Here is a 15,441-nt window from a genome sequence, read left to right on the forward strand (position 1 = left end):
CGCGCCGCTCGACGGCCCCGGCCGGGGTCTCCCCCGGCCCGCTCTTCGTGACGATCAGTGTGACGCAGCGAGCCCGGAAACTGGAGTGAATTTCTAGATATTCACTTGAGAAACACATCCGGAGACCTGTCGTTGACATCGTGCTCTACGCTGACTGACACCATGAGTCCCAAGCAACGACGTGGCGCGGAGACGGTCGAGCGTCTCCTCGACACGGCCCTCGCCGTGTACGCCGACGCGGGCGAGACCGGGGTGACCGTCCATTCCCTCACCACGTCCAGCGGCGTGAGCGCGGGCAGCCTGTACCACCACTTCGGAAGCGTCGACGGGCTGATGAACGCGCTGCTGCTGCGCTGGCTCGGCCGGCTCCTCGACGACGTGGGCAAGGCCCTGACCCGCTCCCGCACCGCGCGCACCGGCATCCGCGCGGCCGTCCGCGCCTATCTCGCCTTCGTCGGCGAACACCCGGACGCGGCACGGCTGTTGCACTCCTCCTACGCGGACCGGCTGACCATGGCGCAGGCGAGGCAGCTGCGCGACACCCAGGAGGCACGCCTGTCACCGCTGGCGGTCTGGCTGGAGCGGCACGTCGCGTCGGGTGAACTGGCCTGCCTGCCCGGCCCGTTGATCGAGAGCATGGTGCTCGGGCCGGTCGTCGGCGTCGCCCGGCGCTGGCTGTCCGTCGGCGACGTCGACCTCGGTCAGGCGGCCCGGGTCCTGCCGGACAGGATCTGGCGCTCGCTGGAGCCCTGAGCGGCGCGGGCGCCCACGACCCGGACCGCGCACGCGGCGGCGAGCAGTTCGCCGAGCAGCTCCGGGTCGCCGACCTCGATGCCGAGCAGCGACTCGATCCGCTCCAGGCGCTGGTAGAGGGACTGCCGCCCGATGTGCAGCAGCGCGGCCGTCCGCGTCGGGCTGCACCCGTGCCGCAGGTGCACCTCCAGGGTGCGGACCAGGTCGCTGCCGTGCTGGGCCTCCCAGGCGAGGAGCGGGCCGAGGACGTGGTCGACGAGCCGGGCGAGGCGCTCGCGGTTGGCCTCGACGCCGCCGCGGGTCAGCTCCCGCTCCAGGGCGAGGGCCCGCGCCGAGGTCACCGACGGACCGTCGCCGAAGGCCGGTTCGGCCGCCGGTACGGTCAGCGCCAGCTCCAGCGTCGTACGGGCCGCGCGCAGGGTGTCGGTCCAGCGCAGCCAGCCGTCGTCCGCGTCCACGGCATGTCCGACGGCGATCGTGAGCCCGGGTCCCGCCGTCGTGCGGAAGGCGTCCCGCACGGCACGCACCGCGTCCCGCCCCGGCGGCGGCACGAGCAGCGCGAGCACATCGCCGGGGAACGCGGCGCGCAGGCCGCGGCGGCCCGCGACCCGGTCGACGGCGGCGAGGGCGGCGGCCCGCGGGCCGTGCGCGCAGACCCCGACGAGCCGCGCGCCGGGGCCCGGCCGGAACCCGGCGAGCGCCGAACGGGCCGCCACCTCGGGCTGGTTGAGCGCCTGCCCGTCGGCGAGGTCGGCGAGCAGCGCGGCCGCGTGGTCGACGCCCCGGGTCACCGGCACCGCGCGGGCGGTGAGGCCGTGGGTGACGATGGCCCGGTTGGCGGCCTCCGCGATCCGCACGAACGGCACGACCCGGCGCAGCGCGATCAGCGGGAAGCCCAGCTCGCGGGCGGCGGCCACCACGTCGGCGGGCATCCGCTCCAGGGACCGGCCCACCTCCACGGCGAGCCCGGCGACCCCGCGGGCGGCCAGCTCGCGCACGTACCGGCGCAGCGCTCCCGCGTCGGCGCCGAGGAACGCGAAGCCGTTGGTCAGCAGCAGTTCCCCGCCGTCCAGGAAGCCCGCGCCCTCGTAGACCTCGCTGGAGTGCACCCAGCGCACGGGGCGGTCCAACGCGGCCTGTCCGGCGAGGAGTTCGGGGGAGGCGTCGGCGACGCCGTCGAGGGCCAGGATCTCGCGGAGCGTGAGAGCGGGCACGCGGGCCTCCCGGGGGCAGACATTCCGTCGGGGTGGGGACTGCCCGGAGAGTACGGGGCGCACGTTGCCCCGGTGTTTCCGTGGCCCGAGAGTGGACGCATGACCTCACCGCAGGACGCGCCCCGTATCCCGACCATCGATCTCCGGCCGTGGCTGTCCGGCGATCCGGCGGCCCGCGCCGCGATCGCCCGCACCGTCGACGAGGCCCTGCGCAGCGCCGGGTTCCTGCTGGTCACCGGGCACGGGATCGACCCGGGCCTGCGGACGCGGATCCGGGACGCGGCCCGCGCCTTCTTCCGGCTGCCGGCGGAGGTGAAGGAGCCGTACGCCGTGAAGGTCGGCGGGCGCGGCTGGCTCGGTCCCGGCGCCGAGGCGAACGGCTACTCCGAGGGCACCGAGACCCCGCCCGACCTGAAGGAGTCGATCTCCTTCGCCACTGACACGGCGTTCGAGGACCCGGCGATCGCCGCCGAGTGGTCCGGCGCGAACGTCTTCCCGGCCGAGGCGCCCGAGCTGCGCACGCTGGTGGAGACGTACCTGGCCCGGATGCGGGAGCTCTCCGACCGGCTCCTGGAGCTGCTGGCGGTGGCGCTCGACGAGCCCGCGGACTTCTTCACCCGGCACACCTCGCGGCCCACCTGGGGCTTCAACATCAACTGGTATCCGGGCACGGAGGTCGTCGGGGAGCCGGAGCCGGGGCAGTTCCGGATCGGCCCGCACACCGACTTCGGCACGGTCACGGTCCTGGACCGGCAGGCGGGCCGGGGCGGCCTCCAGGTGTTCACGGACCCCGCGGACGGGGGTGTCGGCTGGGAGGACGCGCCGTTCGACCCGGAGGCGTTCACCATCAACATCGGTGACCTGATGGCCCGCTGGACCGGCGACCGCTGGCGCTCGGGCCGCCACCGCGTGCTGCCGCCGCCCGCGGACGCGCCCGCCGAGGAGCTGATGTCGCTCGTCTACTTCTACGAGTGCGACCCGGCCACGACGGTGGCGCCGCTGCCCGCGCCGAAGGGCACGGTGGCGTACGAGCCGGTGGACTCGCACGTGTATCTGCGCGGGAAGCTGGACGCGATCACGGTGGGCTGACACACGGCAGAGGGCCGGTTCCCGAAGGAACCGGCCCTCACGCGTGCGGGGTCACACTCCGGCGTAGGAGTGCTTGCCGGAGACGAAGATGTTCACGCCGTAGTAGTTGAACAGCCAGCAGGCGAAGGCGATCAGCGCCAGGTAGGCGGCCTTGCGGCCCTTCCAGCCGGCCGTCGCGCGGGCGTGCAGGTAGCAGGCGTAGGCGACCCAGGTGATGAACGACCAGGTCTCCTTCGGGTCCCACTCCCAGTAGCGGCCCCAGGCGTCGCCGGCCCAGATGGCGCCCGCGATGATCGTGAACGTCCACAGCGGGAAGACGGCCGCGTTGACCCGGTAGGAGAACTTGTCGAGGGACGCGGAGGCGGGCAGCCGCTCCAGCACCGAGGTCGCGAACTTGCCGGGCGTGCCGCCCTTGACCAGCTTGTTCTCGTAGGAGTCCTTGAAGAGGTAGAGCAGCGTGCCGACCGCGCCGACGTAGAAGACGGCGCCGCAGAAGATCGCCGTCGAGACGTGGATGTACAGCCAGTACGAGTGCAGCGCCGGGACCAGCTGGTCGCTCGCCGTGTACAGGACGGTGACCGCGAGGCCGAGGTCGAGCAGGACGGTGATGACCAGCGGCAGGCCGAGCCAGCGGACGTTCTTCTTCATCGCCAGCAGGGCGAGGTACACGCCGACGGCGACGGTGGAGAAGGTGATGCTGAACTCGTACATGTTGCCCCACGGGGCGCGCTGCACGGACAGCGCGCGGGTGAGGACACCGGCGAACTCGATGAGGAAGCCGAGCGCGGTGAGCGACACGGCGATCCGGCCGTAGAGGTCGCCCTGCTCGTCGCCGCCGGAGGCGCCGGGGCCGTCCGGCACGTCGCCGCGCGAGCCGGACGCGGCCCGGGTGACGACCTGGGGCCGCTCCAGGACGGCGGTGGAACCGTTCTTCTTGACCTGCACGGCCGGGGCGGCGGCCGCCGTCTTCGCCGGCTTCTGGGCGGTCAGCGCGGCGGCGGCGCGGCCCGTCTTGCTGCGGCTGCCGAAGATCCACTCGGCCATGTTCGCGAAGAAGGCCAGCAGATAGACGGCCATCGACGAGTAGATGAGGACGTTACTGACTTGCGCCAGGTTCTCGTTGGTGGCGGCGGCGAGATTCACTTCTCAGCCCCTTCGGCGGCGGGAACAGCGGTGGTTTCGGAATGTGCGGAGTCTTCAGAGGGGGCGGGGGCGCTCGGCGCCTGTGCGTGCACCTTGTCGACGAGTGCGCCCAGCTCCTCGGGGAGCTTCGCGGACTCGCTGCGGCCCAGGCCCGCCATCTCGACGACGGTCACGCCGTCGTCGCCGGTGGTGGCCCGCACCCAGACGCGGCGGCGCTGGATGAACAGCGAGCCGACGAGGCCGGCGATGGCCGCGATCGCACCGGTGAGCGCCCAGCCGGTGCCGGGCTGCTTGGCGATCTCGAAGGTGGCCCACTCCTGGACGCCCTTCTCGAAGGTGATCGAGCCCGCGCCGTTCGGCAGCTTCATGGTCTCGCCGGGCAGCAGCCGCTTCTTGAGCAGCTCGCCCTTGGAGTCCTTGAACTGCTTCATGTTCGTGGTGTCCAGCTGGTACACGTTCTGCGGCAGGCCGGAGTCGACGCCCAGGCTGCCGTGGTACGCGGAGAGCGCGAGGACCGGGAAGTCGAGCGCCGGGAACTGGGAGAACATGTTGCCCTTGCCGGAGCCGGCGAAGGTCGGCACGAAGAAGGCGTTGAAGCCGAGCTGTTCCTTCTTGCCGTCCTTGTCGCGGTAGCCGTCCATGATCTTGATGGCGCCGGTGGACGTCTGGTTGGAGTCGATCGGCAGCAGCGGCACCGGCGTGTGGTCGGAGACGATGTTGCCCTTGCCGTCGCGGACGGTGACCACGGGCGCGTAGCCGTGGCCGGAGAGGAAGATCTTGGTGCCGTTGATCTTCAGCGGCTCGTTGACCTTGATGGTCGCCTTCTTCTCCTTGCCGTCCGAGCCCTCGCTGTAGGTGACGTCGGCCTTGTACGTGCGCGCGGTGCCCTTGTTGGGGCCGGTGCGCTCGTACGTTCCCGTGAAGTCCTTGAGCGTGAAGCTGAAGGGTTCGAGGCCGTTGTCCTGGTCGAAGAGGTTGCCGGAGGAGAAGTCGTCGTACTGGGAGAGGGTGTTGGCGAAGCCGTCGCCCTCCAGGACCAGCTTGGTGCCGTCGGACTTGAAGAGCTGGCCGGTGGCGAAGCCGACCAGCATCACGATCAGCGCGATGTGGAAGATCAGGTTGCCGACCTCGCGCAGATAGCCCTTCTCTGCGGCGACGGCCGGGCCCGCGACGTGCGCGCGGTAGCGCCGCTTCTTCAGTACGGAGAGCGCGGCCGCGTGGACCTCGTCCGCACCGGTCCCGGTGCGCCAGGTCGCGTACGCCGGCATCCGGTCGAGGCGCCCGGGGGCACGCGGCGGGCGGCCGCGCAGCTGGCCGACGAACTGCCAGGTGCGCGGGATGATGCAGCCGATCAGCGAGACGAACAGCAGGATGTAGATCGCGGAGAACCACACCGAGCTGTAGACGTGGAAGAGGCCGAGCTTGTCGTAGAGCGGCCCGAGGACGTCGTGGGCCTTCTTGAACGCGTCGACCTTCATCTGGTCGGTGCCGGACTGCGGGATCAGCGAGCCGGGGATCGCGCCGAGCGAGAGCAGGAACAGCAGGATCAGCGCGACCCGCATCGAGGTCAGCTGCCGCCAGAACCAGCGGGCCCAGCCGACGACGCCGAACGTGGCGGATGCGGAGCTGCGGTCCTCCTGCGGGGCCGTGCTGAGCTGGGCCGCGGCCTCCTGCTCGGAGGCCTCTTCGGGGGTGTTTGTCTTGCTCATGGATCAGATTCCCACCGTGAAGCCGTTGGACCAGATCTGCATCTGCTGGACGAGGGTGTCCCACGCGCCGGTCAGCAGGAGGACGCCGGTCAGGATCATCATGCCGCCGCCGATGCGCATCACCCAGGCGTAGTGCTTCTTGACCCAGCCGAAGGCGCCGAGCGCCTTGCGGAAGGCGATCGCGGCGAGCACGAAGGGGACGCCGAGTCCGACGCAGTACGCGACCATCAGCAGGGCGCCGCGGCCGGCGCTGCCCTGGCTCATGGCCAGGCCGCTCACCGCGCCGAGGGTCGGACCGATGCACGGGGTCCAGCCGATGCCGAACAGCGCGCCCAGTATCGGTGCCCCGACGAGCCCGGTCACCGGCCGCCTGTGGAAGCGGAACTCGCGCTGGGTCAGCCAGGGCATGAGCCCCAGGAAGAAGACGCCCATGACGAGCATCAGGACGCCGAGGACCTTGCTCAGGACGTCCCGGTACTCCTGCAGCGTCTGCCCGAAGAACCCGAAGAGCGCGCCGCCGGAGACGAAGACCACGGTGAACCCGAGGACGAACAGGGCGGCACCGGCGGCCATCCGCCCGCGCCGCGCCTCCATCAGGTCGGTGCCGCTGATCCCGGTGACGTAGGACAGATAGCCGGGAACGAGCGGCAGGACGCAGGGCGAGAAGAAGGAGACCAGTCCGCCGAGGACGGCGATCGGCAGCGCGAACACCAGGGCACCGTTCTCCACGGTGCCGCCGATTCCGTCAGCGGCGAGGGCGACGAGCGAGGAGGCCACCGCCGATCACTTTTCCGCGATCACGGGGTCGATGAGCTCGTGCAGGCTCTTGGCGTTCAGCGCCTTCAGCGAGCGCGCGGCCAGCTTGCCGTCGCGGTCGACGACCAGGGTGTTGGGGATGCCCTGCGGGTTGAGGATGCCCTTGTCGTACTTGAGCAGGAGCCTGCCCGACGGGTCGTAGAAGCTCGGGTAGGTGATCCCGTAGTCCTTCTCGAACGCGATGGCCGAGCCGGACTTGGGGTCACGGGTGTTGATCCCGATGAACTGGACGTCCTTGCCCTTGGTCTCCTTGGCGACCTGGGCGAAGTACTTCGCCTCCAGTCGGCACGGCGAGCACCAGGAGCCCCAGATGTTGATGACGAGGACCTTGCCCTTGTAGTCGTCGGTGCTCAGGGGCTTGCCGGTGAGGTCCTTGCCGGTCAGCGTCGGGGCGTCGTGGCGCTCGGCCTTCTCGACGGTCGAGATCCCGCCGGTGCTCGACACGAAGTTGGTGTTGTTGCCGCCCCCGGAGGTGCCGCCATTGCCGCACGCCGTCAGGACGAGGGCCGCCACGGCGGCTCCTACGGTCAGCTTGGCGGCGCGGCGCAGATTCGCGGCGGTGCGGGGGGCGCGGCAGGCGGCACTCATGTGAAAAGTTTCGCATGTCCGTTCAAGGGATCTTTCGCACCCCCCTCGTGGCTGGAAAAGCCCACTTCAGGAGGGGTTTGTGCCGCTCTTTTCGTGGTGCTTGCCGGTGGGGTTCCCGGCCGGTGCGCCGGGCTTCTCCAGGAACCTCCGCCAGCCCTGCGCCGGCTGCTGCCCCACGTCCAGCGTGCGCAGTTTGTCCAGCACCTCGGGGTCCTGGACGTCCAGCCAGTCGACGAACTGCCGGAAGGAGACGAGACGCACGTCACTGTGCTTCTCCGCGGTGGCCGCGATGTGCTTGAACGCTTCTTCAACGGCGTCCATGTAGATGCCGCCGTTCCACTCCTCGAAGTGGTTGCCGATGAAGAACGGCGCCCGGTTCGTCCGGTACGCGCGGTCGAACCCGGCGATGTACGCGGCGGCCGACTGCTTGCGCCAGCCCGGGTAGTTGTAGGCGGGCGCGCGGGTGGAGTTGTGGGACTGGTTCGCCAGCATGTTGTAGTCCATCGACAGCACCTCGAAGGAGCGGCCGGGGAAGGGGACGGCCTGGAGCGGCAGGTCCCAGACGCCCATCCGCTTCTCCGGCCAGCGCTGCCGGCCGCCGGGCGAGGACGCGTCGTAGCGCCAGCCGAGCTCGCGGGCCGTGGGCAGCAGGTTGTCCTGGCCGAGCAGGCACGGGGTGCGGCCGCCGACCAGCTCCTTGTCGTAGTCGAACGGCAGGGGCGGCAGGTCCGTCCAGCCGGAGTTCGTCCGCCAGTGCTGGACGAACGACTTGGCCTGGTCGATCTCGCTGCGCCACTGGGCGGGCGTCCAGTTGGCGACGGTACCGCCGCCCACGCAGAAGTGGCCGTTGAAGTGCGTGCCGATCTCGTGCCCGTCGAGCCAGGCCTGGCGGGTGTACTTCAGCGTCGCCTTGATGTGCTCGTCGGTGAGATAGCCGATGTCGGAGGCGCCGACCGCGTTGTTCGGCGGGTGGTAGAGGCGCTTCTTCGACTCCGGCAGCAGATAGAGCCCGGAGAGGAAGAAGGTCATGTGCGCGCCGTGGTCCTCGGCCAGCTTGAGGAAGCGCGGGAACAGGCCGTTGCCCACCTCGCCCGCGCCGTCCCAGGAGAAGATCACGAACTGCGGCGGCTTCTGCCCCGGTTCGAGCTTCTCGGGCGCGCGCGGCTGCTTGGGCTGCTTGCCGGTGTACGCGGTCGAGCCGTCGCCGATGAGCTTCACCGACGGCTGCTTGGGGGCGCCGGGGTGGCCCGATTTGGTCGGGTCGCCCTGGACCTTCGAGGGAGAGTCGCCCGAGCCGCAGCCGGCCAGCGCGACCGCGGCGGCCGCGCCCGCTCCGGCACCGATGAGTCCCCTACGGCTGACGTCTCGCATAACCGTCCCCTTGCTTCTCGCTCAGCCACCCATTCACAGGGCGACACCCCCTTAGAGGGCACGAGAGACACGCGGGTTCCTCGAATTGAGACGCTTTTGGGGTGTTTTGACGTGGCACATAGCCGAAGCAGAGGGGAAACACAGAAGGGCCGCCGTGACCGGCGGCCCTTCGCGCGTTCACATGTCAGGCGCCGAACGCCTTGTCCTTGCCCTTCACCGGCTTGGCGCCGGCCCGCAGATGGGCGGGGACGAGGTCGATGGCCGGCTCGCTGTAGCCCACCGAGACGATCTTGTCGCCGCGGTAGGTGAAGGTCGTCAGCGAGGCGAGGGTGCACTGCCGCTTGCGCGGGTCGTGCCACAGCCGCCGCTTCTCGACGAAGGAGCGCACGATCCAGATGGGCAGCTGGTGGCTGACGCACACCGCCTCGTGGCCGCGCGCCGCGTCCTTGGCCGCGTCGAGCGCGCCCATCATGCGGACGACCTGCTCGACGTAGGGCTCGCCCCACGACGGCTTGAACGGGTTGACGAGGTGCTTCCAGTTGTCCGGGTTCTTCAGCGCGCCGTCGCCGACGCCGAAGGTCTTGCCCTGGAAGACGTTGCCCGCCTCGATGAGACGGCCGTCACTGTCCAGGTCGAGGCCGTGCGCCTTGGCGATCGGCGTCGCCGTCTCCTGCGCCCGCTCCAGCGGGGAGGCGACGACGTGCGTGATGTCGCGCGCCGACAGGTGCTCGGCGACCCGGTCGGCCATCTGCCGGCCGAGCTCGGAGAGGTGGTAGTCGGGCAGCCGCCCGTACAGGATCCCCTCCGGGTTGTGCACCTCGCCGTGGCGCATCAGGTGGACGACGGTGATGTCGCTGTCGCTCTTCGGAGTGCTCATGCGGTGGCCTCCGCGGCCGCACGGGCGGCAGCCGGGAGCGCGGCGGCGATGCGCTCGACCGCCCGCTCGTCGTGGGCGGTCGAGACGAACCAGGACTCGAACGCCGACGGCGGCAGGTACACGCCCTGTTCCAGCATCGAGTGGAAGAACGGGGTGAAGCGGAAGGACTCCTGGCCCTTCGCGTCGTCGTAGTTCCGCACCTCGCCGTCCGTGAAGAACACGGAGAACATGTTGGAGGCGTTCTGCACCCGGTGGGCGACGCCCTCCTTGGTGAGCGCCTCGGAGACGAGCGTACGGAGCTGCTCGCTGACCGCGTCGACCGTGGCGTACGCGGCGTCGTCGAGCAGCCGGAGCTGGGCGAGCCCCGCGGCGGTCGCGATCGGGTTGCCGGACAGGGTGCCCGCCTGGTAGACGGGGCCCGCCGGGGCGAGGTGGGCCATGACGTCGGCGCGGCCGCCGAAGGCCGCGGCCGGGAAGCCGCCGCCCATGACCTTGCCGAACGTCATCAGGTCGGGCGCGACGCCGTCGACGCCGAACCAGCCGGCCTTCGAGGTGCGGAAGCCGGTCATGACCTCGTCGGAGATGTACAGCGCGCCGTTCTCCCGGCACACCGCCTTCAGCCCGGCGTTGAAGCCGTCGCGCGGCGGCACGACGCCCATGTTGCCGGGCGAGGCCTCGGTGATGACGCAGGCGATCTCGCCGGGGTGCGCGGCGAACGCGGCCCGCACCGCCTCGATGTCGTTGTACGGCAGGACGATCGTGTCGCCGGCCTGGGCGCCGGTGACGCCCGGGGTGTCGGGAAGGCCGAAGGTGGCGACGCCGGAGCCGGCCGCGGCCAGCAGCGCGTCGACGTGTCCGTGGTAGCAGCCGGCGAACTTGATCACCTTGGCGCGGCCGGTGAAGCCGCGGGCCAGCCGGATCGCCGACATGGTCGCCTCGGTGCCGGACGACACGAGCCGCACCTGCTCGACGGGCTCGATCCGCGCGACGATCTCCTCGGCGAGCGCGACCTCGCCCTCACCGGGCGTGCCGAAGGAGGTGCCGCGGGCGACGGCCTCCTGCACCGCCGCGATGACCTCGGGGTGTGAATGGCCGAGGATCATCGGCCCCCACGAGCACACGAGGTCGACGTACTCGCGTCCGTCGGCGTCCGTCAGATACGGACCGGTACCGGACACCATGAAACGGGGCGTACCGCCCACGGCTCGGAACGCGCGCACCGGAGAGTTCACGCCACCGGGCGTGACGACGGACGCACGGTCGAAGAGCCCCTGCGAAACGGGTGCCTCATAGGGATAGGGGGTGTTGTTCGCCTCTGCCATGCCTCTCAGCGTACGGCCCGTGTCCGCGGTCCCCTCCGCGCGGACCCGTGGCGGCCTAGACTCGCACTGTCAGAACTCTGTACGGCATCTGTACGGGTGGTGGGGGCCGCGCTCGCGCAGTTGTTCCGTCGGCACGTTTCGGCGAGTGACCGTGGGGGAGGTCACTGACACGATGATCGGGTTGCGCGTCGGCGGTCGCGCGGCCTAGAAAAGGGCCCAGGCGCCCTGAGAACAGCAGTCGGGTGGAGATATGCATCGCGGTGGCGGCGGACTGGGCGAGGGGACCGACGACCTGGGCCCCCGGCGTGCCCGGCGGGGTAAGCACCGACGCGACGACCGCGGGGAGCCGATGGTGGGGAGCGGAAGCGGGAATGGTGGCCGGGTGGGGGTGACGTACAAATACTTCGGTGCGCCCGACGGCGCCACGGCGGCCCGTGTCCCGATCTCCATGCGTCCCGAGGAGCTCGGCGGTGACGAGCTGGGCATGGGCGGCATGTTCACCAAGATCAAGCCGGAGACGATGGCCGCGATGGTCCTCACCGGCATCGAGGGCATACCCCTGCACAAGGTCCCGCCGCTGGAGCTGGTCGTGCTCCATCCCGACTACGCGGTGGTGAAGCTGCCGATGACGGTCGTCGACCCGCTGCGCGGGGTGGGCGAGGAGGCCGTCGGCGCGGCGGCGTTCATCTGGTCCACGGTCCCCGACCGGGGCGGCCCGCGCGACGCGTTCAACGTGTACCAACTGCTCCACGAGTGGCAGGACTTCAGTCACCGTCTGCACGACGCCGGGCACCAGGCGTACTGCCTGGTGTGGCCGTGACCGCGCCGGGCGCGGAGACGGAGACGCTGCTCGCCGTCCTGGCCGGACAGCGCCGCCACGTCCTCGGCATCATCGAAGGACTCGACGACGAGGCCCTCCGCAAGCCCGTGCTGCCCTCCGGCTGGTCCTGCCTCGGCCTGGTCCAGCACCTGGCGCTGGACGTCGAGCGGTTCTGGTTCCAGGCCGTCCTCCTCGGCGAGCGGGACGTCATCGCCTCCCTCGACGCCACCGCCGACGCCTGGCAGGTGTCTCCCGGCACGCCGGCCGCCGAGGTGCTCGACGCCTACCGCGCCCACACCGCCCGCGCGGACGCGATCGCCCGCGCCGCCGCCCCGGACGCCCCGCTCGCCTGGTGGCCGCGCGAGCTGTTCGGCGAGCCGCATCTGCACACCCTGCGCGACCTGCTGCTGCACGTGATCACGGAGACGGCGTGCCACGCCGGTCATCTCGACGCGGCACGCGAACTCCTCGACGGGCGCCGCTGGCTGGTCCTCACCTGAGGCTCACAGCCGGGGCGGACCCGCTTCCAGCCGGCGCAGCACGGCCTCGTAGGAGTCGATGAACCCGCCGTCCTGGAGCTGCCGTTCGTCCCACCAGGTGGCGCCCGCGTCGGCGAGCGGCCCGATGATGTCGAGCGCCGCGCTCCGGTCGCCGGGCGTGAGACCGCCGACGACGATCTCGAAGTCCTCCCCCGGCGCGTCCCGGTGCTCCTGGACGTACGCGACCACCTCCGCGAGCCGGTCGGGGTGCGGCGGCACCCCGTGCAGGGCGTCGGCGAAGAGCGGGGCGGCGCCGTCCCAGCGGGCCGCCCGGCGCATCGGGCGGCGGTTCGGCCAGAAGCCGCCGATCCAGACGGGCGGCCGGGGCCGCTGCACGGTGGCGGGCAGCAACTGGGTGTCGTGGACGCGGTAGTGGGCGCCCTCGTGGTCGACGCTCTCGCCGGACCAGTAGCGGGTGAGCACCTCCAGGCCCTCGTCGAGGCGTCCGGCGTGCACGGCGCGGTCGACGGTGTCGCCGAAGCTGGCGTACTCGTCCTCGGCGGGCCCGCCGAGCCCGGCCCCGAAGACGACGCGTCCGCCGCTGAGCGCGTCCAGGGTGGCGACCTGCCTGGCCAGTTGCTCGGGCCGGTAGCGGGGCACGGGCGTGAGCAGGGTGCCGAGCCGGATCCGGGAGGTGGCGAGGGCGGCGGCGGTGAGCAGCATCCACGGGTCGCCGAAGGGCTTGCCGCGCTGCACCTGCTTGTCGTGGACCACGTGGTCCCAGATCAACAGACCGTCCCAGCCCGCCTGTTCGGCCGCGGCGGCGGTCTTCGCGACGGTCCGGGCGTCGGCGAAGTCGCCGAAATTGGGGATGTTGAGGGAGAAGCGCATGGGGTCATGGTGACCGGCGCGAGGGTGTGGCGCCACGGGGTTGTTCAGCGCGTCCCGCTCGCGCCCGCTCCTCCCCCGGCGCCCTCAAGTCCCTTCACCACAAAGCCGATCACCGCTCCCCCGCCGTCCCGCCGCGCGGCGAACGGCACCCCGCCGTGGGCCGCCGCGACCTCCCGCACGATCGACAGGCCGAGACCCGAGCCGGGCAGGCTGCGGGCCGCCGGGGCGCGGTAGAAGCGGTCGAAGATGCGGTCCGCGTCGGTGTCGGCGATGCCGGGGCCGCGGTCGAGGACCTCCACCCGGACCCCGCTGCCGACGCCCGACAGACGGGTGACGACGATCTCGATGGGGGCGGTGCCGCCGGTGTCGAACTTGGCCGCGTTCTCCACCAGGTTGGACAGCGCGCGCTGCAACTGGGCCGGGCGGCCCGTGATCGTGGTGTCGGTGTCCGGCGGGCCGTCCACCCGGACGGTGATCATGCGGCCGGTGCGGCGCCGGGTCAGCGTCGCGACGTCCTGTGCGGTCTCCGCGAGCGCGACCGCGACGGCCGGTTCGTCGTCCTCCTTGCCGGCCGCCAGCTCCACCAGCTCATTGACCAGGTCGGTGAGTTCGCGGGACTCCTGGGCCAGGTCGGCGACGAGTTCCCGGCGGGCGTCGGGCGGCAGTTCGCCGATCCGGTGCAGCAGCGAGATGTTGGTCCGCAGCGAGGTCAGCGGGGTGCGCAGCTCATGGCCCGCGTCCTGCACCAGGCGCCGCTGGTCCTCCACCGACCGGGCGAGCCGGCCCAGCATCCGGTCGAAGGAGCGGCCGAGGCTGCCGACCTCGTCGCCGCCGGTGACCGGTACCGCGACGTCGAGCCGGCCGGTCAACGCCACGTCCTCGGCGGTCTGCGCGAGCCGGACCAGCCGGGAGGTGACGCGGCGCGCCAGCCACCAGCCGAACAGGCCCGCCGCGATGACGACCGCCGCCGCGTACAGCAGGGTGCGCCGCTGCAGCTCGGCGAGCAGGTCCTCGGTGTCGCTGAACTCCTGCGCGACCTGTACCGCGCCGCGCCCGCCGCCGAGGGACACGGTCGCGAGGCGGTACGCGTCGCCGTCGAGCTCCACGTCCTCGTCCTCGGAGAGGAGGCCCGCCCTGCCCGCCTCGGCGACGCGCCGGTCGTCGGCCTCGACCGGGAGCGGCGGGCTGCCCCGGTCGACCACGGTGCCGCCCGGGCCGAGGATCTGGATGTCGGTGCCGACCGGGCGGGTCAGATCGTCGCGCGGGCCGTCGTGGTCCGGGTCGCCGGAGCTGAAGTCGTCGGGGGTGAGCGTCTGCTGGCGGACCTGCTGCCGCAGATCGTGGACGACCTGGTCGAAGACGGCCTCCTGGTCGACGCGGACCAGACGGGCCGCGGAGTCGTAGGAGAGGAAGCCGACGAGCGCCGTCACGCCCGCGGCCACCGCCGCGAAGGACAGGGCCAGCTTGGTGCGCAGGCTCCGGGAGGCGGGACTCACCCTCAGCCCTCCCTCAACACGTAGCCCACTCCCCTGACCGTGTGGATCAGCGGGACGCCGTCCGGCTCGTCCACCTTGCGCCGGAGATAGCCGACGTAGACCGCGAGGTTCTTCGAGCCGGGGCCGAAGTCGTAGCCCCAGATCCGGTCGTAGATCGTGGCGTGATCGAGGACGATGCCGCTGTTGCGGGCCAGCAGTTCCAGGAGGTCGAACTCGGTCCTGGTCAGCTCCAGCTCGCGGGCGCCGCGCCAGGCGCGCCGGGCGGCCGGGTCGATGCGCAGGTCGGCGGCGGTCACCTGGCGGCCGTCGTCGCAGGGTTCCTCGGGCGCCGGGGCGGCGCGGCGCAGCAGGGCGCGCAGCCGGGCGAAGACCTCCTCCACGTCGAAGGGCTTCACCACGTAGTCGTCGGCGCCCGCGTCGAGGCCCGCGATCCGGTCCGGGGTCTCGACCAGCGCGGTCAGCATGAGGATCGGGGTGCGGTCGCCCTCGGCGCGCAGCACCCGGCAGACCTGGAGGCCGTCGATGCCCGGCATCATCACGTCCAGGACGAGGATGTCGGGCCGGGAGCGGTGGGCCGCGGCGAGCGCCTCGACGCCGTCGGCGACGGCCGTGACCACATAGCCCTCCAGCGCCAGGGCGCGTTCCAGGGCGTTGCGGATCGGCCGGTCGTCCTCGGCGAGCAGCACGGTCGGAGCGGGGGCCGGGGTGAGCGGAGAGGTCTGCGACACCCAGCCAGTGTGCCCCCGGCCCGGGTGTGCATCCCCTGATCAGCCGTCCGCCAAAGGGCTTCTTACTTGCCTCTCACCCCCACCGGACGGGCGGCTTACCTGATCCGGCCAGGCTCCCTTCCGGACATTGGGGGCAAGCCGGGGA

At 71.6% G+C, this 15,441-nt stretch carries 15 protein-coding genes; 4 read left to right on the top strand and 11 right to left on the bottom strand.

Annotated elements, in window-relative coordinates; translation table 11 throughout:
* The first annotated feature begins 162 nt into the window (after positions 1-162).
* Entirely contained in the window at positions 163-753 is a 591-nt protein-coding gene (locus ABT127_RS25220) for a TetR/AcrR family transcriptional regulator (RefSeq protein ID WP_351454188.1), read from the top strand.
* Here ABT127_RS25220 and ABT127_RS25225 read toward each other — a convergent pair.
* Positions 702-1,967 carry a PucR family transcriptional regulator gene (locus ABT127_RS25225; protein WP_351454191.1) on the bottom strand — a complete coding sequence of 422 codons (1,266 nt, stop codon included), beginning with the start codon at positions 1,965-1,967 and terminating at the stop codon, positions 702-704. The two genes, ABT127_RS25220 and ABT127_RS25225, sit on opposite strands and share 52 nt — an antisense overlap.
* A 99-nt stretch (positions 1,968-2,066) precedes the next feature.
* Here ABT127_RS25225 and ABT127_RS25230 point away from each other — a divergent pair, with 99 nt between their 5' ends.
* A complete protein-coding gene (locus ABT127_RS25230) occupies positions 2,067-3,056 on the top strand; it encodes an isopenicillin N synthase family dioxygenase (protein ID WP_351454194.1) in 990 nt (329 codons plus the stop codon).
* A gap of 51 nt (positions 3,057-3,107) precedes the next feature.
* Here ABT127_RS25230 and ccsB read toward each other — a convergent pair whose 3' ends face one another.
* From ccsB to hemL, 7 genes are all read right to left on the bottom strand, one after another.
* Positions 3,108-4,199, bottom strand: coding sequence for a c-type cytochrome biogenesis protein CcsB (gene ccsB / locus ABT127_RS25235; protein WP_351454196.1), 1,092 nt, complete (start codon positions 4,197-4,199; stop codon positions 3,108-3,110).
* Complete coding sequence (gene resB, locus ABT127_RS25240; RefSeq protein WP_351454199.1) at positions 4,196-5,908, bottom strand: cytochrome c biogenesis protein ResB; 1,713 nt, start codon at positions 5,906-5,908, stop codon at positions 4,196-4,198. The genes ccsB and resB overlap by 4 nt, the downstream gene beginning before the upstream one ends.
* 3 nt (positions 5,909-5,911) lie before the next feature.
* Positions 5,912-6,685, bottom strand: a complete 774-nt coding sequence (locus ABT127_RS25245; protein ID WP_351454202.1) for a cytochrome c biogenesis CcdA family protein — start codon at positions 6,683-6,685, stop codon at positions 5,912-5,914.
* 6 nt (positions 6,686-6,691) lie between these two features.
* Complete coding sequence (locus ABT127_RS25250) at positions 6,692-7,312, bottom strand: TlpA family protein disulfide reductase (protein ID WP_351454205.1); 621 nt, start codon at positions 7,310-7,312, stop codon at positions 6,692-6,694.
* A 66-nt stretch (positions 7,313-7,378) separates the two neighbouring features.
* On the bottom strand, positions 7,379-8,683 hold the full coding sequence (locus ABT127_RS25255) for a polysaccharide deacetylase family protein (RefSeq protein WP_351454207.1): 1,305 nt from the start codon (positions 8,681-8,683) through the stop codon (positions 7,379-7,381).
* Positions 8,684-8,867: 184 nt separating this feature from the next.
* Positions 8,868-9,560 carry a histidine phosphatase family protein gene (locus ABT127_RS25260; RefSeq protein ID WP_351454210.1) on the bottom strand — a complete coding sequence of 231 codons (693 nt, stop codon included), beginning with the start codon at positions 9,558-9,560 and terminating at the stop codon, positions 8,868-8,870.
* Positions 9,557-10,882: a glutamate-1-semialdehyde 2,1-aminomutase gene (hemL, locus tag ABT127_RS25265; RefSeq protein ID WP_351454212.1), complete on the bottom strand. Its 1,326-nt coding sequence runs from the start codon at positions 10,880-10,882 to the stop codon at positions 9,557-9,559. The genes ABT127_RS25260 and hemL overlap by 4 nt, the downstream gene beginning before the upstream one ends.
* Positions 10,883-11,264: 382 nt before the next feature.
* Between hemL and ABT127_RS25270 the strand changes: the two genes are divergently transcribed.
* A complete protein-coding gene (locus ABT127_RS25270) occupies positions 11,265-11,702 on the top strand; it encodes a hypothetical protein (RefSeq protein WP_111665256.1) in 438 nt (145 codons plus the stop codon).
* Positions 11,699-12,202 (top strand): DinB family protein, encoded by a 504-nt coding sequence (locus ABT127_RS25275; protein WP_351454215.1) that lies wholly within the window; start codon positions 11,699-11,701, stop codon positions 12,200-12,202. The genes ABT127_RS25270 and ABT127_RS25275 overlap by 4 nt, the downstream gene beginning before the upstream one ends.
* 3 nt (positions 12,203-12,205) lie before the next feature.
* Here the strand turns inward: ABT127_RS25275 and ABT127_RS25280 are convergent, their stop codons facing one another.
* The 3 genes from ABT127_RS25280 to ABT127_RS25290 are packed head-to-tail and all read right to left on the bottom strand — an operon-like array spanning position 12,206 to position 15,254.
* On the bottom strand, positions 12,206-13,072 hold the full coding sequence (locus ABT127_RS25280; RefSeq protein WP_351454217.1) for an LLM class flavin-dependent oxidoreductase: 867 nt from the start codon (positions 13,070-13,072) through the stop codon (positions 12,206-12,208).
* Positions 13,073-13,116: 44 nt separating this feature from the next.
* Complete coding sequence (locus ABT127_RS25285) at positions 13,117-14,568, bottom strand: sensor histidine kinase (protein WP_351454220.1); 1,452 nt, start codon at positions 14,566-14,568, stop codon at positions 13,117-13,119.
* Positions 14,569-14,570: 2 nt separating this feature from the next.
* Entirely contained in the window at positions 14,571-15,254 is a 684-nt protein-coding gene (locus tag ABT127_RS25290) for a response regulator transcription factor (RefSeq protein WP_351454362.1), read from the bottom strand.
* Positions 15,255-15,441 lie beyond the last annotated feature (187 nt).

The organism is Streptomyces sp. NPDC001904 (genome assembly GCF_040297005.1).
Taxonomy (GTDB): domain Bacteria; phylum Actinomycetota; class Actinomycetes; order Streptomycetales; family Streptomycetaceae; genus Streptomyces.